General features: G+C 38.7%; 24 protein-coding genes. 17 read left to right on the top strand and 7 right to left on the bottom strand.

Annotated elements, in window-relative coordinates:
• Window positions 1-12: 12 nt before the first annotated feature.
• From AEA09_RS12605 to AEA09_RS12565, 9 genes are all read left to right on the top strand, one after another.
• Entirely contained in the window at window positions 13-1,683 is a 1,671-nt protein-coding gene (locus tag AEA09_RS12605) for a GspE/PulE family protein (RefSeq protein ID WP_053584183.1), read from the top strand.
• A gap of 12 nt (window positions 1,684-1,695) precedes the next feature.
• A complete protein-coding gene (locus tag AEA09_RS12600; protein ID WP_281176726.1) occupies window positions 1,696-2,745 on the top strand; it encodes a type IV pilus twitching motility protein PilT in 1,050 nt (349 codons plus the stop codon).
• The gene (locus tag AEA09_RS12595; RefSeq protein WP_053584181.1) at window positions 2,742-3,947 is read left to right on the top strand and encodes a type II secretion system F family protein; all 1,206 of its coding nucleotides are present in this window, start codon (window positions 2,742-2,744) and stop codon (window positions 3,945-3,947) included. The genes AEA09_RS12600 and AEA09_RS12595 overlap by 4 nt, the downstream gene beginning before the upstream one ends.
• 101 nt (window positions 3,948-4,048) lie before the next feature.
• Entirely contained in the window at window positions 4,049-4,501 is a 453-nt protein-coding gene (locus tag AEA09_RS12590) for a type II secretion system protein (protein ID WP_082332648.1), read from the top strand.
• Window positions 4,502-4,606: 105 nt separating this feature from the next.
• Entirely contained in the window at window positions 4,607-5,581 is a 975-nt protein-coding gene (gene pilM, locus AEA09_RS12585) for a type IV pilus biogenesis protein PilM (protein WP_053584180.1), read from the top strand.
• Complete coding sequence (locus tag AEA09_RS12580; protein ID WP_053584179.1) at window positions 5,581-6,177, top strand: PilN domain-containing protein; 597 nt, start codon at window positions 5,581-5,583, stop codon at window positions 6,175-6,177. Before pilM ends, AEA09_RS12580 begins: the two co-directional genes overlap by 1 nt.
• Window positions 6,174-6,899: a hypothetical protein gene (locus tag AEA09_RS12575; protein ID WP_053584178.1), complete on the top strand. Its 726-nt coding sequence runs from the start codon at window positions 6,174-6,176 to the stop codon at window positions 6,897-6,899. The genes AEA09_RS12580 and AEA09_RS12575 overlap by 4 nt, the downstream gene beginning before the upstream one ends.
• A gap of 59 nt (window positions 6,900-6,958) precedes the next feature.
• On the top strand, window positions 6,959-7,711 hold the full coding sequence (locus tag AEA09_RS12570; RefSeq protein ID WP_053584177.1) for a prepilin peptidase: 753 nt from the start codon (window positions 6,959-6,961) through the stop codon (window positions 7,709-7,711).
• Between the two features lie 27 nt (window positions 7,712-7,738).
• Window positions 7,739-8,461, top strand: coding sequence for a gamma-glutamyl-gamma-aminobutyrate hydrolase family protein (locus AEA09_RS12565; RefSeq protein ID WP_053584176.1), 723 nt, complete (start codon window positions 7,739-7,741; stop codon window positions 8,459-8,461).
• A gap of 60 nt (window positions 8,462-8,521) precedes the next feature.
• Here AEA09_RS12565 and lexA read toward each other — a convergent pair whose 3' ends face one another.
• On the bottom strand, window positions 8,522-9,139 hold the full coding sequence (gene lexA, locus AEA09_RS12560; protein ID WP_053584175.1) for a transcriptional repressor LexA: 618 nt from the start codon (window positions 9,137-9,139) through the stop codon (window positions 8,522-8,524).
• Between the two features lie 169 nt (window positions 9,140-9,308).
• Here lexA and yneA point away from each other — a divergent pair, with 169 nt between their 5' ends.
• From yneA to AEA09_RS12535, 5 genes are all read left to right on the top strand, one after another.
• Window positions 9,309-9,623 carry a cell division suppressor protein YneA gene (gene yneA, locus AEA09_RS12555; protein WP_053584174.1) on the top strand — a complete coding sequence of 105 codons (315 nt, stop codon included), beginning with the start codon at window positions 9,309-9,311 and terminating at the stop codon, window positions 9,621-9,623.
• On the top strand, window positions 9,620-10,285 hold the full coding sequence (locus AEA09_RS12550; protein WP_053584173.1) for a YneB family resolvase-like protein: 666 nt from the start codon (window positions 9,620-9,622) through the stop codon (window positions 10,283-10,285). The genes yneA and AEA09_RS12550 overlap by 4 nt, the downstream gene beginning before the upstream one ends.
• Window positions 10,286-10,349: 64 nt before the next feature.
• A complete protein-coding gene (locus AEA09_RS12545; protein ID WP_053584172.1) occupies window positions 10,350-10,583 on the top strand; it encodes a DUF896 domain-containing protein in 234 nt (77 codons plus the stop codon).
• Between the two features lie 127 nt (window positions 10,584-10,710).
• A complete protein-coding gene (gene tkt, locus AEA09_RS12540) occupies window positions 10,711-12,705 on the top strand; it encodes a transketolase (protein ID WP_053584171.1) in 1,995 nt (664 codons plus the stop codon).
• Between the two features lie 662 nt (window positions 12,706-13,367).
• On the top strand, window positions 13,368-14,309 hold the full coding sequence (locus AEA09_RS12535) for an LCP family glycopolymer transferase (RefSeq protein ID WP_053584170.1): 942 nt from the start codon (window positions 13,368-13,370) through the stop codon (window positions 14,307-14,309).
• Between the two features lie 165 nt (window positions 14,310-14,474).
• Here AEA09_RS12535 and AEA09_RS12530 read toward each other — a convergent pair whose 3' ends face one another.
• The 6 genes from AEA09_RS12530 to AEA09_RS12505 form a co-directional block, all read right to left on the bottom strand.
• A complete protein-coding gene (locus AEA09_RS12530) occupies window positions 14,475-15,107 on the bottom strand; it encodes a response regulator transcription factor (protein ID WP_053584169.1) in 633 nt (210 codons plus the stop codon).
• Window positions 15,082-16,119 carry a sensor histidine kinase gene (locus AEA09_RS12525; protein ID WP_053584168.1) on the bottom strand — a complete coding sequence of 346 codons (1,038 nt, stop codon included), beginning with the start codon at window positions 16,117-16,119 and terminating at the stop codon, window positions 15,082-15,084. Before AEA09_RS12525 ends, AEA09_RS12530 begins: the two co-directional genes overlap by 26 nt.
• Window positions 16,116-16,799, bottom strand: a complete 684-nt coding sequence (liaF, locus tag AEA09_RS12520) for a cell wall-active antibiotics response protein LiaF (protein WP_053584167.1) — start codon at window positions 16,797-16,799, stop codon at window positions 16,116-16,118. The genes AEA09_RS12525 and liaF overlap by 4 nt, the downstream gene beginning before the upstream one ends.
• Window positions 16,800-16,886: 87 nt before the next feature.
• Window positions 16,887-17,981: an alpha/beta fold hydrolase gene (locus AEA09_RS12515; RefSeq protein WP_053584166.1), complete on the bottom strand. Its 1,095-nt coding sequence runs from the start codon at window positions 17,979-17,981 to the stop codon at window positions 16,887-16,889.
• A gap of 188 nt (window positions 17,982-18,169) precedes the next feature.
• Window positions 18,170-18,808, bottom strand: coding sequence for a PspA/IM30 family protein (locus AEA09_RS12510; protein WP_053584165.1), 639 nt, complete (start codon window positions 18,806-18,808; stop codon window positions 18,170-18,172).
• Between the two features lie 66 nt (window positions 18,809-18,874).
• Complete coding sequence (locus AEA09_RS12505; protein WP_053584164.1) at window positions 18,875-19,228, bottom strand: lmo0954 family membrane protein; 354 nt, start codon at window positions 19,226-19,228, stop codon at window positions 18,875-18,877.
• Window positions 19,229-19,458: 230 nt separating this feature from the next.
• Here AEA09_RS12505 and sirA point away from each other — a divergent pair, with 230 nt between their 5' ends.
• The 3 genes from sirA to AEA09_RS12490 all read left to right on the top strand — a co-directional run bounded on the left by sirA (window position 19,459) and on the right by AEA09_RS12490 (window position 21,096).
• A complete protein-coding gene (gene sirA / locus AEA09_RS12500; RefSeq protein ID WP_053584163.1) occupies window positions 19,459-19,884 on the top strand; it encodes a sporulation inhibitor of replication protein SirA in 426 nt (141 codons plus the stop codon).
• Window positions 19,885-19,982: 98 nt separating this feature from the next.
• On the top strand, window positions 19,983-20,201 hold the full coding sequence (locus tag AEA09_RS12495; RefSeq protein ID WP_053584162.1) for a YneF family protein: 219 nt from the start codon (window positions 19,983-19,985) through the stop codon (window positions 20,199-20,201).
• Window positions 20,202-20,625: 424 nt separating this feature from the next.
• Entirely contained in the window at window positions 20,626-21,096 is a 471-nt protein-coding gene (locus tag AEA09_RS12490) for an S-ribosylhomocysteine lyase (RefSeq protein WP_053584161.1), read from the top strand.
• Window positions 21,097-21,121 lie beyond the last annotated feature (25 nt).

The raw sequence follows: 21,121 nt of genomic DNA, 5'->3' as shown, positions 1-21,121 counted from the left end.
GAGTGTACTGGAATGGCTATAAATACTGGACGTAAACGTTTAGGAGACTTGCTTGTCAGTGCAGGCGTAATGCAGCAGGAACAATTAGAATATGCACTTAAGACAAAATCGCGGGATGAAAAACTCGGAGATTTTCTTATTAAAGAAAATATTTTAACAGAGCAACAATTAATTGAAGTGTTAGAATTCCAACTGGGTATTCCACATATTCATTTAAACCAATATTCGATTAGTCCTGAGTTGCTTCAACTAATTCCAGTAGAATTGGCAAAACGAGCAAATATTATGCCGATTCGAAAAGAAAAAAATAAGCTTTTCATCGCTATGGCTGATCCAATGGACTACTTTGCGATTGAAGAGGTTCGTATGGCAACTGGTTGCCAAATTGAAACAAGTATTGCCGCGAAGGACGATTTATATCGAACAATTACAAAGTATTACGATTTACAAGAGTCGATGGAAGCGGCACTGTCGGATTTAGGTGCATCGGGCAGCGAGACGCTAGAAGAAATTGAAAAAGAAGATTCGCCAATCATGCGTTTGGTGAATCAAATTATAGCTAATGGTGTCGCCCAAAGAGCGAGTGATATCCATTTTGATCCACAAGAAACAGAATTACGCGTACGCTACCGTGTAGATGGTGTATTACGAACAGAGCGTTCATTGCCGAAGCATATGCAAAATATTGTAATAGCTCGTATTAAAATTATGGGGAATTTAAATATTACGGAAAACCGTATTCCACAGGACGGTCGTATTAAAGCGAATGTGAACTTTAAACCTGTTGATATTCGTTTATCGACGTTACCAACTGTTTACGGTGAAAAAGTCGTAATGCGTATTTTGGATTTAAGTACTGCTGCAAACGATATTGACAAGCTCGGCTTTAGTGAAAAAAACGAGGCGATCTTCCGCAAAATGATTGCGCAACCAAATGGCATCATGCTTATTACAGGACCTACTGGTTCGGGTAAATCATCTACTTTATATGCGGCACTTAGTAATCTAAATGAAGAGGGCGTCAATATTATTACGGTAGAAGATCCAGTTGAGTATCAGCTCGATGGCATTAACCAGATTCAAGTAAAGGAAGAGGTTGGCCTTACATTTGCAGCTGGTTTACGTTCTATTTTACGTCAAGACCCGGATATTGTAATGATCGGGGAAATTCGTGACTTAGAAACAGCGCAAATTGCAGTGCGGGCGTCTTTAACCGGACATTTGGTATTAAGTACACTACACACAAATAGTGCGGTGGAATCGATCTCACGCTTGCAGGATATGGGCATCGAACCCTTCTTATTATCCTCCTCATTAGTGGGTATTATGGCACAGCGTTTAGTGCGTCGCATCTGTCGAGACTGTACTGAGGAGTATGCATTTACAAATCGGGAACTAGAAATTCTGCAAGCAAACGGCATTGAAGGAGCGACATACGGTAAACGTGGCCGTGGTTGCCCATCTTGCAATCAGACTGGCTATCGTGGTCGTCTAGCGATACATGAGATTTTGCCGATCAATCGTAAAATAAAAGATTATATATTAAGTCGCAGTGGAGATAATGTCATTCGCGATTACATGAAGCAAGAGGGCTACAATACTTTAGTAGTGGACGGTTTACTAAAAGTAATAGATGGGCAAACAACAACGTCTGAAGTACTTCGCGTAGCCAACGCAGATTAGGATGTGATGACTGTGGGATCAACAATATCAATTATCGATTTACTAGAAAGAGCCTATACAGAAAAAAACTCAGATTTACATTTAACAGTAGGTATTCCACCGGTATATCGTGTGCACGGGCAGCTCGAGCAATACGGTGATTTTACGTTAACTTCTGAAGATTTAAAAACAATGGTTCTTGAGATTTTGCCAGACTACAAAGTGAAAGAATTTGAGGAGAAGGGTGAAACCGACTTTAATTATTCATTAGCAGGGAAATGTCGTTTTCGTGTAAATGCGTATCATCAGCGCAATGAAGTAACGATTGCAGCCCGTTTAATTGATGCAAAGATTCCATCTATTGAATCACTTAACATGCCAGAAGTACTGTATAAGCTTGCGGAAAAACCACAAGGGCTTATTTTAGTAACAGGTCCAACAGGTTCTGGTAAATCAACAACACTTGCCGCAATGATTGACTATATTAATACGAATAAAGCGAAGCATATTATTACACTTGAAGATCCAATTGAATATTTACACACACATAAAAAATCAGTGATTAATCAGCGTGAGGTCGGAGTCGATACGATGAGCTTTGCAAATGGATTACGTGCGGCGCTCCGTCAAGACCCAGACATTATTCTTGTGGGGGAAATGCGTGACCTCGAAACGATTTCTACAGCGGTAACAGCTGCAGAAACAGGTCACTTAGTCATGGCGACATTACATACAAGTAGTGCTGCCACTACGATTGACCGTATTATTGATATCTTCCCACCACATCAGCAAAGCCAAATTCGAGTACAGCTAGCAAATGTACTAGTCGGAATTGTGTCACAGCGCTTGTTCATTCGAAAGGATGCAAAGGGGCGTATCGCGGCAACGGAAATTTTAGTACAAGCCCCATCCATTTCAAACCTTATTCGTAACGAAAAGATTCACCAGATTCCAAGTGTCATGCAAACGAGTAGGGCGCTTGGGATGCACACATTAGAATCATCTATGCAGCAGCTCATTTCGTCGGGGAAGATCTCCATTGAGGATGCAAGACCGTTTATGAATGCGGGTGATTACAGTTGACCGTTTTTCGTTATAGTGGGCGCTCAAAAACTGGTGTTTTAAAAAAGGGAATTATTGATGCGACGAATAAAAAAGTAGCCATCGAGAAATTACGTGAACAGGGCATTAACGCACGGGAGCTAGAAGAATCAAAAAGCATATTGCACAAAGACTTAGTGGTGGGTGGCAAAGTCAAACACCAAGATTTCGTCATTTATTGTCGACAATATGCAACCCTCATTCGAGCAGGTGTCTCAATTGTTGAGTCGACGCGTATTTTAGGGACCCAATCAAAAAGTAAACCGCTGAAAAAGGCACTTGGACAGGTGGAGGAAGACATTCGAGGAGGGCTGTCATTTTCTGACGCTGCTGCAAAGCATCCAAAAGTATTCCCACCATTGTTCATCAATATGATGCGCTCTGGTGAAGTTACCGGCAATATCGACAATACATTAGAGCGTTTAGCGATGACGTTTGAAAAGTCCTATAACATTAAGAAAAAGGTACAGTCAACGATGACCTACCCAGCAGTATTAATGGTTATTACCATTGCCGTTACATTTTTCTTGATGATTTTCATCGTACCGACATTTGTTGGAATGTTTGATGACCTTGGCGGTGAAATGCCTGCCCTGACATTATTCATCTTAAAGATTAGTGATTTCTTAATAGCATATTGGTGGCTAATATTAGCTGTCCTCATCGCTGCTGTTGTTGGATTTAGAATGGCATACAAAGGAAACAAACAGTTTAACTATTCTGTAAACCTATTGTTACTGCGTATACCTGTATTTGGACCGTTATTACAGAAGAATGTTATTGCCCGGATGACACGGACATTATCTTCATTATTTAGTAGCGCTGTTCCGATTTTACAGGCATTGACGATTGTCGAAAAAGTTGTGGGGAATCCGGTAGTTGGTAAGGTTGTGCTAGAAGCGAGAGAGAGTTTAGAATCTGGTAGCACATTATCGGCACCACTTGAAAAAAGTTGGATTTTCCCGCCGCTTGTCACGCAAATGACAGCAATCGGAGAGCAAACTGGTTCACTCGATTATATGCTTGAAAAAATAGCAGACTTTTATGAGGATGAAGTTGATCGTACGGTAGATACGCTGAAATCACTCATTGAGCCGTTAATGATTGTCTTTCTAGCAGCTATAGTTGGGACAATCGTCATGGCCATCATGATGCCAATGTTCTCGATGTATGAAAATATGTAATGTTCTTTCTATATTATTGAAAGGGGTGATGCAAAAAAGATTTACGGAAAATTAGGGTGTTCGTGTTTTGCACTAATATATAATACTAAGGAGGAACAAACATGTTAAAAAAATTACTGAACAAAAAAATGTTAAAAAATGAAAAAGGTTTAACGCTTATCGAGTTACTAGCTGTTATCGTAATTTTAGCGATTGTAGCCGCAATTGCTGTTCCAGCGATTGGGAATATTATCGAAAACTCAAAGTATAATGCTGCAAAAGCTGATGCTATAAATGTTCTTAATGCGGCTAATATTTATTTTACTGATGAAGGCACAGCAGATGGAGGGACAGTTGATGTTGCAGCATTAAAAGCTGCTAAATATTTAGATAATGCTGGCTTATTTGAAACTGCTACAACGGATGAAGTTACTAAAGCCGCTGGTGGAAATAAATTAACTGGAGCAGTAAAATATTCAGGAGCTAAGACAGCTACTTTTACAGCTGCAACTATTGCTGGTATTAATAAAGATGATCAAAAAGGTAGCGGAACACCTGAAGCAATTAAAGAATAATATTTGGCTCTTTTTAGAACATCCAATAATCTGTTGGATGTTCAAATAAAGAACTAAGTACTAATAAAGAAAAATGATATTGTTTTATGGGAAAGGGGGGGTTTCATGTTCAACAAAAAAAAGAAGTCACATATTTCAATAGAAATAAAAGATTATGTATTGCGTGCGATTGTAGCAAAGGGGCCTGACACATCGCTTTGGAAAGGCTATGAGCTTCCTTTAGAGCGTGGTATCGTAGAGGGTGCTGTTATTTCAGATGAGATGGCGTTGTATGAAATTATTAAAGAGCATGTCACAAAATGGGCGGGCAAGAAGCAAAATGTGCGAATGTTCGTGCCGGATACTTCGGTACTTTTAAAAAACTTTGATCATCCAAGTGATGTTGAGCCACATCAGTTAAAAGGATATGTCGAGATGGAGCTTGGCCAGTCGATTCATTTACCGTTCCATGAACCTTTAATTGATGTTTATGATCCAAAACCAGGTGACGGACAAGCTATGTTGTATGCGGCACCTTCTGAAGAAGTCAATAAGATGATGGGGATGTTTTTAGATGCCTCCTTAGAGCCTCAAGCTGCCGATATTCGGGGCTTATGCAATATTCGATTACTAGAACATATGCAGTTTCTAGATGCGCATAAGACCTATTTAATAGCCGATTGGTCGATTAATGAACTGTCAATTAGTATTTTCTCACAAGGTAACGTGGAGTTTCTGCGCTACCAATCGATTGAAACGAATTTAGCCGATTGGAAGGCGGAACCAGTTGGTGAAAATAGCTATTCATTTGAGCATATAGGTGGAGAAGAAGAGTATCGCATGGTCGTGACGGATCAGGTGCTCGAAATCGATCGTATGATGAACTTCTTTAAATTCTCTTTACATAAAGGTGAAAAATCAGTCGATGAAATTATTATTTTAGGAGATAATCCAATATTACAGACCATTGCTGATTTATTAAGTAATAATTTTGATACGCCATTAAAAGTATTAAACGATTCGATCATTCAAAAGCAGTTCCCAGAATTTACGGAGCCATTTGCCACTTTACTTGGACTTGCGCTAAAGGAGGTTAACTGATGGTACCAGAAATAAACCTCTTGCCTAATTTAGAAAAGAAGAAGGCTGCTCCAACGTTACTATATGCCTTGTTAATAGGGATTACAGCGATTGTCCTAGCCTATATGATTTTCTTATATTTTGGAGCGAAAAGTGATATCACTACTTTATCTAAGCAGGAGCAAGAGTTAACAACGCAACGTGAGGAGCTTCAAAAAGAGCTCGATGCAAAGAATAATATTAACGCAGGATCACTTGCGCAATCTGTGAAATTTGTAGAAAACGTATCCTATCCCGTCACACCATTAATAGCTGAAACACTAGTGCTTTTACCTGAGCATACTTATGTACGTGGGTATACTTTTGATGAAGAAAGTGTAACTGTGACGATTGATTTTGAGACGATGAATGATATTTCAAGATATGTAGAAAAACTTGGAACAAGCGATTATTTTAGAGATACTCAAGTAGACACAATAGAAAATTTTGAAGTAGCACTTGGGGAACAAACGGAAGACAAGAGGTTGGAAGATAAATTCAAAGAAATACCACGTTATACAGTGACCGTTAAGTTGTTTATCGACTATGCTTATTTAGCTAAAGGAGGAAAAGGATGAATTCTATAACAAGTAATAAAAATTCAGCCATCCTCCTTTTGACCGCTCTAATTGCCGCCGTTTTGTTTGCGGTGTATTACTATGTGTTAACACCAAAACTGGATGATGTGAAGGCAAAGGAAAGTACGGTCAGCACTTTAAATCAAGAGATAACGAGTTTACAAGAGCAAATAGCTATAGTAGAGGAAACGCAACAATCTTCTGCGACAAATAATGTAACACTCCGTAAAAAAGTACCTCAAACGCGCGCAATTGAAAAAGTGCTTCTGGATATAGCGGAAATTGAAGCTGTAACGGGTACGTTGGTGGAATCGATTAGCTTTAATAACTATGATTCACTTGTGTTAGATTCAACGATTACGGATCCGAACGCACCGGTAGTAGATGAGGATGCACCTGTGACAGACGGAGATACAACTGATACTCAGCCAACAGAAGAAGATCCAGAGGCCACAACTGATGAGCTACCTGTTTCGACTATCGCGAAAGAATCTTTGCCGGCCGCATTAAAGCTTGTTACGTTTAGTATGGACATTGCTGCACTTGATATGAAATCATTAAATAGTTACTTACAAGAAATTGAAAAAATTGAACGTATCATGAAAATTGATGCGTTAGATATTTCTTTACCTGGGGAAGAAGATAAGTTCCAAGAGGATGCAGATCCAACAGTGACCGCAACCATCCAGGTGACGACGTTCTATTATGAAGGGGAAAAATAGTAAGTAGGCGCGCATACGTAAATAGTATGGGCGTCTATTAGTTTAGGAGGATTTACATTATGGAAATCGCTTATACAATAATGGTTTTTGTGTTTGGGCTTGTCTTTGGCTCGTTTTTTAACGTGGTTGGGTTACGTGTGCCAATGAAGGAGTCGATTGTGTCGCCACCTTCGCATTGTACGACGTGTCAACGTCAATTGACGGTGCTAGATTTAATACCGGTGCTTTCATTTTTATTTTTAGGTGGGAAGTGTCGAGGTTGCGGGCAAAAGATTTCGTGGATTTATCCGTTCATGGAACTTGTAACAGGTGTGTTGTTTGCTTTTGCTTATTGGCAGCTTGGATTTAGTGCAGAGTTTGCAGTGGCGATTTTATTTATTTCTTTATTAGTGATCATTGTCGTGTCGGATTTCGCTTATATGTTGATACCAGATAAGGTGTTGCTTTTCTTTTTACCCCTGCTAGTCATAGGGCGAATTCTTTCACCGTTAACGCCGTGGTGGGATAGTTTACTAGGTGCAGTTGTAGGGTTTGGCATATTATATAGTATTGCTGTTTTGTCACGGGGTGGCATGGGCGGTGGCGATATTAAGTTATTCTTTTTAATCGGGCTCGTGCTCGGCACAATAGGATCGTTACTGACGCTGTTTTTAGCGGCAGTAATAGGAATGATAGTCGGCATCGTAATTTTACGTGCACGAGGACAGGGGAGAAAAACACCTGTGCCATTTGGACCATCGATTGCATTAGCTGCTATCATTGTCTTTTTTTATGGTGATGCCATTACTAATTGGTATTTAGGGCTATGGTAGAAAGTAAACTATATGGGGGGTTGTTGTTTGAAACCGATCATTGCAATCACTGCTTGTGCTGAGGATGATCTATCTTCGCGTTTAAATGCGGCATATAGTAAGAGTATACTAGAAGCGGGTGGAGTTCCGATAATTCTACCGCTTGGAGTAGAGGCGGATGTGGCGCAGATTTTGTCTATATCAGACGGGTTATTACTATCTGGTGGTGATGATGTGCATCCATTTCATTTTGGCGCAGAGCCATCGCCTAAATTAGGGCAGATTCATCCTGAACGAGATACGGTTGAGCTCGCCCTGATACACGCTGCGATTACAAAACAAATGCCTATTTTCGGGATTTGCCGTGGTATTCAAGTGCTTAATGTTGCACTAGGTGGCACGCTTTATCAGGATATTGATTCGGAATATCACAGTAGTAAACGATTAAAGCATACCCAGCAAGCAGCTCGCGGTGTTGCGACGCATTATGTAAATATTGAGCAAGATAATGTCTTGATGAAAATCATCGATCAAGAGAAAATTGCGGTCAATTCCATTCATCATCAGGCGATTCATGCGTTAGGTGACACATTGAAGGTTGCAGCAAAATCGAATGATGGGATCATCGAAGCCGTCTACCATGAATCATTACCATTTTGTTTAGGCGTGCAGTGGCATCCGGAAGAACAAGCGCTTGCTGGAGATAATGAAGCAAAAAAACTATTTAAAGCCTTCGTAGCCGCTAGTTTGAAATATAAGAAAAAAGCCTAAAGACAAAAAAAGCTGTCCGATACAGTCAGTTTCTGACTAATGGGACAGCTTTGTCATTTACTAGTGTACGCGACGATATAGGCCAACTACTTGTCCTAAAATCGATACTTGGTTCACAATAATTGGTTCCATTGTAGCGTTTTCAGGTTGTAGGCGGAAATGCGTTTTTTCTTTGTAGAAACGTTTAACTGTTGCTTCGTCTTCTTCTGTCATCGCTACAACAATGTCCCCGTTATTTGCTGTTGATTTTTGCTTTACAATAACTAAATCACCGTCTAAGATGCCTGCGTCAATCATTGATTCACCCATAATTTCTAGCATGAATAATTGATCTTCACTCGTACCGTATGTGTCTGGTAACGGGAAATATTCCTCAATGTTTTCAATCGCTGTAATCGGTGAACCGGCTGTAACTTTACCAACTAAAGGGACGTGAATGACACTTTGCTTTTGAATAGTATCCTCAGGTTCTAAGATTTCGATAGCGCGTGGTTTTGTTGGGTCACGGCGAATTAAACCTTTTTGTTCTAAACGTGCTAAATGTCCGTGCACAGTCGAGCTAGAAGCAAGGCCTACAGCTTCTCCAATCTCACGTACAGATGGTGGATAGCCCTTAGCGCGAACCTCTTCTTTAATGAATGCCAAAATGTCCTCTTGCCTTTTCGAAACTTTTTTCATAATGCTCACCTCTTTAACTTTATGTACTCGTTTTACTTATAAAGTAGTATAGCAGAATGCGAACACGTATGCAAACATAGGTTCGAAAAGTGTTTGACAAAAACGTTTGTTCGTTTTATTATGAGAACATACATTCCGAACAAGTATTCGAAAAAAGGGGACATGGTTGATGAATTGGATGAAAAAAAACGTACATATTTCTATTTTACTGGGAGCTTGCGTGTTATTTGCAGGATATCTCTTAATAACCGATCCTGGTGATATTACATATACAGAAATTCATATTAAACATGGCGATAGCTTATGGTCGTTAGGAGAACAACATCGTGGTAAAATGGCTACAGATGAGTGGATACAAATCGTTAAACTAAAAAATGAATTAACAGATGTGAAAATCGTGGCAGGAAAGTCATTAATCATTCCAGTCGTTGGCGATCATGCCAAGCCCATCAATACAATTGAAATTGCGAGAAATACACAATGATGAATGAACAACGATCGGCTGTCGTCTATTGCCGTGTCAGTACCGAAAAAGAAACGCAAAGCTCCTCACTGGAGCGACAAGAAGAAGAACTTGTAAGCTATGCAAAACAGCAGGATTACAAGGTGAAAGGTGTCTTTAAAGACAAGCATAGTGGTTATGATGTAGAGCGTGAAGGGCTCCTTGAAATGTTAGATTTTATTAAGGAAGAAGGCGTAAGTGCGCTGTTTGTGCAAGATGAAACACGTTTAGGCCGAGGCAATGCGCGTATGGCTGTTCTACATTTACTGCAAAAAACGGAAACGGATGTCTTTTCGATGCAAGATGCAGGGACAGTTCAGTTAAATGAAATGGACACCATGTTGCTAGAGATTTTAGCAATTGTAGAAGAGTATCAGCGCAAGATTCATAATGCGAAAATTCGCCGAGGCATGCGCCGTGCTGTCGAAAATGGCTATCGTCCTGAAAAGAATCTATCTAACCGCGGAAACCCACTAGGCCAAGAGCGAAAAGAAGTACCGATTGAAGAAATTATTCAGCTACGCAACAAAGGCTTCACTTTTCAAGAAATCGCCACAACTCTCAGAGGCTTAGGTTTTAACGTAAGTAAAGCTACTGTGCACCGTAGATATCAAGAATACCAAGAGAGATTAGAGGGCAAATAATTTGCACTTCTAATCTTTTTTGCATATTTTTGTAGTAGTATAAGTACGAAAGAGGTGTGGAATAATGTTATCGAAAGAAAAAATTAATCGAATCAATGAATTATCAGCTAAAGCAAAAGCGGGAAACCTAACAGAAGTAGAAGCGAAGGAACGAACAGCCCTTCGCCAAGAATACTTAGCCACCTTCCGTGCGACAATGCGTGATACAATTGAAAATGTAAAAGTAGTCGATGAAGCCGGTAATGATGTAACTCCGGAAAAGGTAAGAAAAGCTAAAAAAAATAAATTTTTAAATTAATGTGACACATTTTTTATTTAGTATGTCACAAATCCTAATTAGTATAACAAAAGCATTGTTTTCTAATGCAATCTTGACTAAACTGTAAAAGAACAATATATAGGACGAGAAAGGATGTCACAATATTATGACTCAACATGCAGATCAACTAGCGATAAATGCTATCCGAACATTGTCAATCGATGCAATTGAAAAAGCAAACTCAGGCCACCCAGGCTTACCAATGGGGGCAGCGCCAATGGCTTATACGCTTTGGACGAAACAACTTCGTCACAACCCTGCTAATCCTAAATGGGCTAACCGTGACCGTTTCGTACTTTCAGCAGGTCATGGTTCAATGCTTTTATATAGCTTACTTCACCTTGGTGGTTACGGCTTACCAATGGAGGAAATTAAGAACTTCCGTCAATGGGACTCATTAACTCCAGGTCATCCTGAATACGGTCATACGGTTGGAGTAGAAGCTACTACTGGTCCTCTTGGTCAAGGGATTGCTATGTCAGTTGGTATGGCAATGGCTGAGCGTCATTTAGCGGCAACTTACAACAAACCAGGTCATGAAATCGTTGACCACTACACATACGCACTTTGCGGAGATGGTGACTTAATGGAAGGTGTAGCTGCTGAGGCAATTTCTTTAGCAGGTCACTTGAAATTAGAAAAACTAATTGTACTTTACGATTCAAATGATATTTCTTTAGATGGTGATTTAGAAAAATCATTCTCTGAAAACATTGAAAAACGCTTTGAATCATACGGTTGGAACTATATCCATGTAGCTGATGGTACCGATATTAAAGCTATTAATAAAGCAATCGAAAAAGCAAAAAAATCAAAAGGTAAACCAACAATCATCGAAGTAAAAACAGTCATTGGTTTCGGTTCACCAAATAAATCAGGTAAATCAGATTCACACGGTGCACCACTTGGTTCAGACGAAGTACTATTAACAAAAGCGGCTTATGAGTGGCCACATGAGCCATTCCAAATTCCTGCTGAAGTGTATGACACATATAAAGCAGCAGCTGAAGAGCAAGGTGCTCAACCTGAAGCGGCTTGGAATAAAAAATTCGAAGCGTATAAAGCTGAATTCCCTGAATTAGCTGCACAATTCGAAAATGCGATGAACGGTAAATTACCTGAAGACTTCGCATCAGAATTACCTGTATATGAAGTAGGTAAATCTGTTGCAACTCGTTCTTCTTCAGGTGATGCAATCAATGCAATCGCGAAGAAAACACCTTCATTCTTCGGTGGTAGTGCGGACCTTGCTGGTTCAAACAAAACGACTATGAAGGGTGCAGGCGACTTCTCAGCAGACGACTACGCAGGCCGTAATATTTGGTTTGGTGTACGTGAATTTGCAATGGGAGCAGCTATGAACGGTATGGCACTTCACGGTGGTGTAAATGTCTTCGGTGGTACGTTCTTCGTATTCTCTGACTATGTTCGACCAGCTATCCGTCTTTCAGCTTTAATGGGTCTACCTGTTACTTATGTGTTCACACATGACTCAATTGCTGTTGGGGAAGATGGCCCTACACACGAACCAGTTGAACATTTAGCATCACTACGCGCGATGCCAAATCTTTCTGTGATTCGTCCAGCTGATGCAAACGAATCTGCAGTTGCTTGGGAACTTGCTGTATCTGCTGAAAAAACACCGACTGTTTTAGTTTTATCTCGTCAAAACTTACCAGTACTTAACGCTTCAATCGACACAGTTCGTGAAGGCGTTAAAAAAGGTGCATACACAGTATCACCAGCATCTAAAGAAGTGGCAGATGCACTAATCATTGCAACAGGCTCTGAAGTTTCACTAGCTGTAGAGGCACAAAAAGCATTAAAAGCTGAAGGTATCGATGTAGCAGTTGTGTCAATGCCTTCAATGGATCGCTTCGAAAAACAAGACGCAGCATACAAAGAATCAGTTCTTCCAAAAGCTGTAACAAAACGTCTTGCAATCGAAATGGGCTCATCATTCGGCTGGCATAAATACACTGGTTTCGAAGGTGACGTACTTGCAATCGACAAGTTCGGCGCATCTGCACCAGGCGAATTAGTAATGGAAAAATACGGCTTCACAGTTGAAAATGTTGTAGCAAAAGTGAAAGCACTTTAATTTACTCTCAATTGCGCCTCGGCGTAATTGTGTCTGGATTTTGAATTGTGCTTGCACAATTAACTCCTTTCAAAATCCATGACATCTGCCAGAGGCTTTAACTGTATTCAGTCGGTGTTTGAGCACTTAATGAATAAAGGTTGAAATCATTATTCATTGCCCAACCTATTTAGGTAAAAGACTTAGACTGAATACAGTTAAAAATACCGCAATGCTCTAATAAGAGCGTTGCGGTATTTTTTTATTTTTGGATGTTTTCGAAAAGGCAATATAAACAACTATTATTTTGTATAAAGACTGTGCCTATAAATAAGTAAAAGTCCTTTTCATTCTAAATTTTTTTGTTGATTTTAGCGGAATATGCTTGCCTGCGGAAAGTGAGCATCCTAGCGGAAATCAACTTCCCATTTTAATAGTGGTGGTTAAAATTGATTAATCAATACGCCTGATATTATTCATCTATAAAATGGAAGGAGGGGAGATAGTACTCCCTCCTTTCGTTTTAATCATTTTTCATTACGAAGCGGGGATCATCCCATACAAATTGACGCTTTAAGAGCCCTAGTTAATCATTTTTATAAAAGGATTAACTTATAAAAAGGAACTATTGTTGGGGAATTGCGTTATAGTATATAAAAATGGATTTTTTTGGAGAGATAATAATGGATAAAAAAATAACACGAACTACGAAGAGAAAAAGAATGCGAATGAAAAAACTGATTTTATTTGGTTCCTTATTTGTTGTATTCATCGGCATAGCATGGGCTAGTACAAATTATTACTCTTTTAAAAAGGCATTGGTGAAGATGAATGGGTCAGAAGAAATAAAGGGAGCATCTAATATGGCAACATCAGATCAAACACCTCATTCAGAGCCGTTTTCTGTATTACTTCTAGGGATTGATGAACGGAAAAGTGATAGTGGGAGAACGGATACAATGATCGTCGCTACAGTAAATCCGGAAATAGGTACAATTAAAATGCTTAGCATTCCAAGGGATTCACGTGTTGACATAATTGGCAATAACACGACAGAAAAAATCAATCATGCCTATGCGCGTGGCGGTATTTCCATGACAATCAATACAGTTGAGCATCTATTATCGATTCCTATTCATTACTATGTTGCGGTTAATATGGAAGGCTTTTTATCGATAATTGACGTAGTGGATGGCATTGAAATAAATAATGATATGGATTTAGCTCACGGTAAATATAGTTTTCCTAAAGGTAAAATCACACTAAATGGAGATGAAGCACTCGTGTTTTCAAGAATTCGATATGAAGATCCTCGAGGTGATTTTGGCAGACAGGTAAGACAAAAGCAATTGCTTGAAGCCTTGCTATCTGAAGCGAAAAACCCCAAAATATTACTGCAACTAAACGATATATTTAAGGTGCTCGGTGATAATGTCAAAATGAATTTTACCGCTTCTCAATTGATGGACTTGCAAAAATTGTATGGTAAGTTAGATGGTAAAATCGAACAATTGCAATTCGAGAATGGCGTTGGACAAACAATTGATAAGTATTGGTACTACATATTAGATGAGGAAGAAGTAAATCAGGTTAGTGAAGAATTAAGCGAACATTTAGGAGTTTAGCAAAAAGAGGACTGTATTCTTCTAGAATATGCAGTCCTCTTTTAGCTGATAGAATGATAAATATCGCCGATAACAAAGTCAGAATCGCCGATAAACTCCCCATAATCGCTGATAGAACATCAAAAATAGCCGGTAGACCTCACAATATAGCCGATAAGCTTCCAGTTATTTCGCTAAACCATTTTGAAACGCATAAACCACCGCTTGTGTACGATCTTGTACTTCAAGTTTCGCCAAAATATTACTAACATGTGTTTTCACGGTTTTCAATGCAATGAATAAGTTATCCGCAATTTCCTGGTTGGCCTTTCCTTTTGCCATCAACAATAGTACTTCCATTTCTCGTTCTGTAAGCTGTTCAAATAATGGTGTGCTTGAACCGTAACGCATGCGGTGCATCATTTTGGAAGTTACTTCGGGCTCTAATACGGTTTCACCGCCCATTGTTTTACGAATGGCATCGGCAATTTGCTTGGCATTGGAAGTTTTTAAAATATAACTGACAGCGCCTGCCTCTAAAGCAGGATATACTTTGTCATCATCTAAAAAGCTAGTGACCATCATAATTTTCGCTTCGGGCCAGGCTGCTAATATTTCCACAGTGGCTTCAGGACCTGTCATAACGGGCATGACATTATCCATTAAAATAATATCTGGGCGAAGAGCAAGTGCACGCTCCACCGCTTGTTTGCCGTTTTCAGCTTCACCGACGACAGTTATATCAGGTTGCGCTGACAAATAGGCAGAAACGCCAATGCGCACCATTTCGTGGTCATCCACGATCAGAACTTGAATCATCTGGCTCGACCTCCTTTTGCAATGGGACTTTTACTTCTACAATCGTACCTACGTCGGGTACAGAAACAATTTTATACGTACAGCCGATTTCAACGGCACGTTCGGCAATATTTTTCAAACCATAAGATGTGGACTTATCGTCTTCAATGTTAAAGCCGAGGCCGTTATCTTGAATACGTAAGATCGCTAAGCCATTACGTGCGACAAGGAGTAACTCTACTTCACTCGCTTTTGCGTGACGCAATGTATTCGATAGTGCTTCTTGTGCGATTCGGAATAAATGATCTTCCTCCGCTTTTGTTAAGGCCATTTCCTCGAGTTCGTATTCTATATGAAAATAAACTTTTTGTTGTAGCTCAATAATAAGTTCTTCTAAACCTTGTGCGAGTGTTTTATTGTGCAGCGCGACAGGACGTAAATGTAGCAGTAGCGCACGCATTTCAAGCTGAGCCTGTTGTACAACTTTTTCCACTTGTTTTAATCCTGTTGGGTTTTCGTTACTTTCTGTTAAGGCCGATAAAAGCATGGAAGCGGCGAATAATTGCTGAGAAACGGAGTCATGCAGTTCACGAGCTAGACGCTGACGTTCTGCAATAATCTGCTCTTGAATCACTTTATCATTTGCTTCAGCTCGTTCATTGGTAAGACGTTGTAAACTTTTACGTTGTGTGTCGATTAGTTCACTTGTTTGTGTTAGTGCTTTTTTCAGTGGTTTTGGTAGTGGTTGTTTCTTTGGTATCACAAAGTCAGGCTCGACTAATTGTTTTACAAAGCGTGTTGCCTGAGCTTCTCTTGTTCTAGCTGTTGAGCTAATCCACCCTGCAATCACTAGACTTAATACAAAGAGACTGATGACAATCACGCCACCTAGTGGAATAGCATCATAGGTTTGTTGCCATAACGGTTGCCATACTTTTTCGTTCGGCTTCCCCCATATTAAAAATAGTAAACCAAAAGCTGCACCTACAAATAGAAAGAACAAGGTAAACACTCTTGAAATGAAAGCAATCATTTACGAGTCACCTCCAAATCGCCAAGCCATGTCGCAACGTGAATGATGAGTTTGCGCTTTGCATCTTCAGGCTCGCCGTCTGTAAACGTCACACTTTCATTGAGTAAACGTTGGGGACCGAAATCTAAGCATTTGATGTCACCAAACAGTGTCGTATATTGGACGCGGAACGGAATTTCGTAAGGTACATGGATTTGTACTTTACCGATCCCTTGGCGAATCGAAATTAGGCTAGTTCCAGCAGGTAAAATGGTTTGTGTCGTATCAATAGTAATATCACCAGCAAGGCGCTGAATTTGGACGTCTTGCCATTTAAATGCCTCAATGGGAGCTGGTGTCGTACCAAACAGTTCATTTTTTGTCGCAGGTAGTTTGTCAAAAAGCGCATGACCGACAATTTTCGGCTCGTTTTCTTTTTGTAAGTAGTTATAAAGCATATATAAGAACAGGAATACGATAAATAAGCGCAAACTCCACATCGTAAAGAGCGCTATGGCAATAAAGAAAATACCGAGCCATTTAAAAAATTTACTGTTTTTTGAATAACTAAAATAGAGTAGGCCAGCCCCAATTAATAGCGAAAAAGCACCGCCATTATTGAAAATCGTCAACTCAATAAAGAGAAGTAAAAAGAAGCATATTACCCAAAAAGAGAGTTTATTCGTGTTAAAGTTTTGCAAAGGGATGCACCTTCTTTCTACAAAAATATGTGAGAGAAGACGAGATGCTTCCCTCGAAAAACGTTTTATCATTCAAGCAGATGTATTTCAATTTTCTTTAACTACCATCTCTTTGATAGTGCGAATGATAATCTCAGAATCAAGGGTATTAGGGTAATGAGCGGAATTTTCTAATGTTATAAATTCCTTGCCATTTGGTGCGTCTAATAACTCATAGTACTGTTTCGCTAAATCATAGTTAGTCTGTTTATCATATTTCCCTTGAATAAAATAGATAGGTACATCTATTTTTTTTATTGTATGAAAAAAATCTGTAAGGATAATTTCTTCTTTTAGTTCTTTACTTTCAATAAGACTGAGCTTAGGCCCCGTAATGAAAGAATGATATATATCAGGTAGAGAGTAGTCAGGGGAAATGAAAGCCCCTTTTACTAAATTAAAAAGATTAACTTTTTCTACATCTTCATCATAATAATTCATCCCTCTATACTGATCAATAAGTCCACTAAAGATATCCTCTTTTTCATCTAGATAAGGACCTTCACCTAAGTCTTGTAGGGTTTGAAGTGTTTTTTTATCGTCCTTCTCAGTAGCTTCATTTTCCAACCAAGTATACCCGATTTCTTGGCCTTTAACGGTACTTGTTAATTGTGAAATCCCTAAATATGCATGGAACTTTTCAGGGTATTTAGATACTAATAGCGTTCCTGTCACTGTTCCGAACGATTGCCCAAGTAGATATATTTTTTCTTGTTTATAGTGCTTTCTTATATAATCTACTATAACATTAGCATCTGCGATAAATTGATCAATGTTCATCGTTTTTATATTTAACTCTTTGTTAAAACTTTTCCCTGATCCTCTTTGATCATAATATACTGCCACACAACTCTCCGTTATTTCGGGATATAATGACCGAGCACTTACTCCGTATGGAAATGGAGATCCTGGACCACCGTGTAGAAATAGACAAAATGGTTTTGTCTTATCTTTTCCATCCACTAAAATAAATTGTTTGTCCCCGTTTACAAGAATTTCTTTTAATTCACTAATTCCACCATTCTTTATTTGTGCAGCACTTGCATTTTTTATTTTTTCTTGAGCGAAAAAACGATAGCCAAATAAACTAACGATTAATACGAGAATGATTACTAAAAAGGAAAATAACCCCGTTTTAATCATTCAACTAAATCGCCTTTTATCTTGCTTTCTACACATGTTTCCATATAAACACTCCTTATCTTTAAGGTAGATTGCTCTAAAAAGTCAATTAGGGATTTAAGTTAATGGGCAACATTTTATATTTTTATCACAGAAATGAGGATGCTTCAAAATTATTTTGGAAGCATCCCTAGTATAATTATAACATTTTATTTATTTTCAATTAGCAGTGGTGGATTTTCATTTGTAGCATTTTTTTCTAGCTCGGCAAGACGTGCTTCGAAAGTTGTAACTTCATGATCTTTATCGATTTGGTTAGCTAATTTATCGATATATGATTCTAAGTCCTCGAAATTTGTTTGATTATTTTTGGCAAGCATGCCATCCATTTGGTGGTGTGCACGTGTGACATTTTCTTTGCCCATAAGCTGTAACTGACGAACTTTCATGTCTTTAATTTTATGCTTCATCGTTTCAAACTTACGTTCAAGTTCGAAAAATTCGCGTGTGCTTGCTTCGATACTTGCTTGCAATGTGTTTTTGCGTGCAGTATAAGCTGCGACTTCATCCATTGCAAAGTCAATTAGATCTTGCTCGCCGCTCGCAGTTGCAAGTGTTAGCTGTGCTTCTCGTTTTGCTAGTAACTCCGTGTTTTCTTTGAATTCTACTTCCAGTTTTTCTTTTAACTGGCCTTGGCGTTCTAACAGTTTACCTGTTTGCTCCGTTTGTTTTTCTGCTTCGCGGATGTATTGATTGAGCATCGAGATTGGGTTTTTCTTCTCTTTTTTATCTAATACTTGATGTAAATCGGCTTCTAACGTGTATTTAAAACGTTGTAATAGATTCATTTTGTTTCGCTCCTTTTATTTTTTTCTGGACAAAAGCGCCAAACCTTCGATGGCGCTTTTGCCCTTTTATTTTGTTAAGTTTGACCATTCTTTTTCGAAGTTTGTAAATGGGTCTTCTTCTTTTGCTTCAATTGTAGGGATTTTTACGCTTTCGCCATTCCATTTTTTATAGATGACATAAAGGATGGCGATGGCTGCTAAACCAACCATTGCTGGAACGTTTGATATGGCTGATAGCACACCAATTAAACCTACTGTGATCCAAATGATTTTAGTGAATGTTGATTGACTTGAGATGTAGAAGTGCATACCAAGTGCTACGAGGACACCTGAAAAAAGAAGTCCTGCTAAAGGTCCAACTAAGGCAAGTGCCACAATGGCTGCGATGATGCCTCCTGAAAATAATAGAAATTTTCTCATGTTTGTTTGCTCCTTTCGTTTGTACCTTAATAGTACCTGGTAGAACGTTTTGCTAAAACGGACTAGGAAATGATTTTCATCTAGGTCTTGAGGCTGAGACTAGTCAGGAAGGAAGGAATATAGAAACTTTTCGACAAAAATAGATGATTAACGCTTCCTTGGTTTGACAAATAATCGAAAAAGAATTCGCTATACTTACGGAAATGAAACTGATTGAAAGGGGATTTCTTATGAGAACCTACTCCATTTATAAAATAAAAGAAGAACATTTAACGTTTATTTTTGGTAGAGAGCGAAAGTTACTTGAAATGATGCAAGGTTGTGAAGATGCAAATGAGAAATCCTTGAAAGAATTATCGTACATTTGCGAATCCGTTCGTTTTGAAGAGATTGCAGATGTACTAGAAGCTCAACTGGATTCGAAATATACGCATTTAGAAAGAACACGAAATGCGCTATTTTTGGAACATCCGATTAAAGGGAAAATGGCAATTTATTTAGTGGAGCGCAAAATTTGCATCTATTGTGAGGGATCACGCATGCTAGACTTAGATTTGTTTCAAATGCTAGCCAAAATGAGTGATCGTTTCATTGCCTTCAATAAACAAGAGAATGAGTGTGGCTGGCTGAAGCCTATGAAGTATCACATGCATTAGGAAAATTCACTGCTATATATAGTAACACGCTCCTATTTCGTGTATAATCGAGCGTGGAGAGTTTATCTCGGTATATTGTAGTGGAGGAGGTTGGCAAGATGGCAACTTGGATTTGGATTATTATCGTAATTATTGCGTTAGCGGCAGGTACTGCGCTAGGTTTTTATTTCGCACGTCAAGCTATGATGAAACATTTAAAAGAAAACCCACCAATCAACGAACAAATGATTCGTATGATGATGGCTCAAATGGGTCGTACTCCGTCTGAAAAGCAAGTACGTCAAATGATGGCACAAATGAATAAAGTCCAAAAATAATTGGATTTTTTTAAGAGCAACTCGTCCAAACATTGGGCTAGTTGCTTTTTTGTTAGCTAAAATTTGCATATAATGAAATCATTTAAATTGGAGAGAAGAGAATGTGCAAATATAGATTTGTTGTGTTCAATTTCGTTTTATTATTTGGTATAGGCATATATTTAGCTGTTTATAGTCTTAAGTTAAATAATATTGAAAGCTCATTGCTTCCTGCTATATCGGGTACTTTATTAGGATTTTCAATCTATTCATCCTCAATCTATTACAAACTTTTAAAACAACCGAAACACGACTAATTGAAATGTAAATTTGTTGCAACATTCTTCAAAAAAACAAAGGTGGTGTTAGATTATTCTTAAAACTCTAACTTTTCATGTAGATTCTCGTTATAATAGAGGGAGATAGTCTAAAGGAGTTGTTCATGATGGAAAAGGAAAAAACAAATGTAGAAAGTTTTGATTTAGATCATACGAAAGTAAAAGCACCTTATGTTCGTTTAGCGGGTGTGAAAACTGGTAAAAATGGCGATGAAGTATACAAATACGATATTCGCTTTAAACAACCAAACAAAGAGCATATGGACATGCCTGCACTTCATTCATTAGAGCATTTATCGGCAGACATTATTCGCAATTACTCAGACAATATCGTGGATTTTAGTCCAATGGGATGTCAAACAGGTTTTTATGTATCCCTCATTAACCACAATGATTACGAGGACTTACTCAATATTTTAGAAAAAACATTTACAGATGTTACAAAAGCAACAGCCGTGCCAGCGTGCAATGAAGTGCAATGTGGATGGGCAGCAAGCCATAGCTTAGAAGGTGCACAAGCTTTGGCGAAAGAATTTTTAGCAAAACGCGATGAATGGCATACTGTTTTTGCAGAATAGTAAAGAGACCTTGCACAGTTTTTCT

It is taken from the genome of Lysinibacillus contaminans (genome assembly GCF_001278945.1).
GTDB lineage: Bacteria > Bacillota > Bacilli > Bacillales_A > Planococcaceae > Lysinibacillus > Lysinibacillus contaminans.
This window is presented reverse-complemented; position numbering and strand designations above follow the sequence as displayed.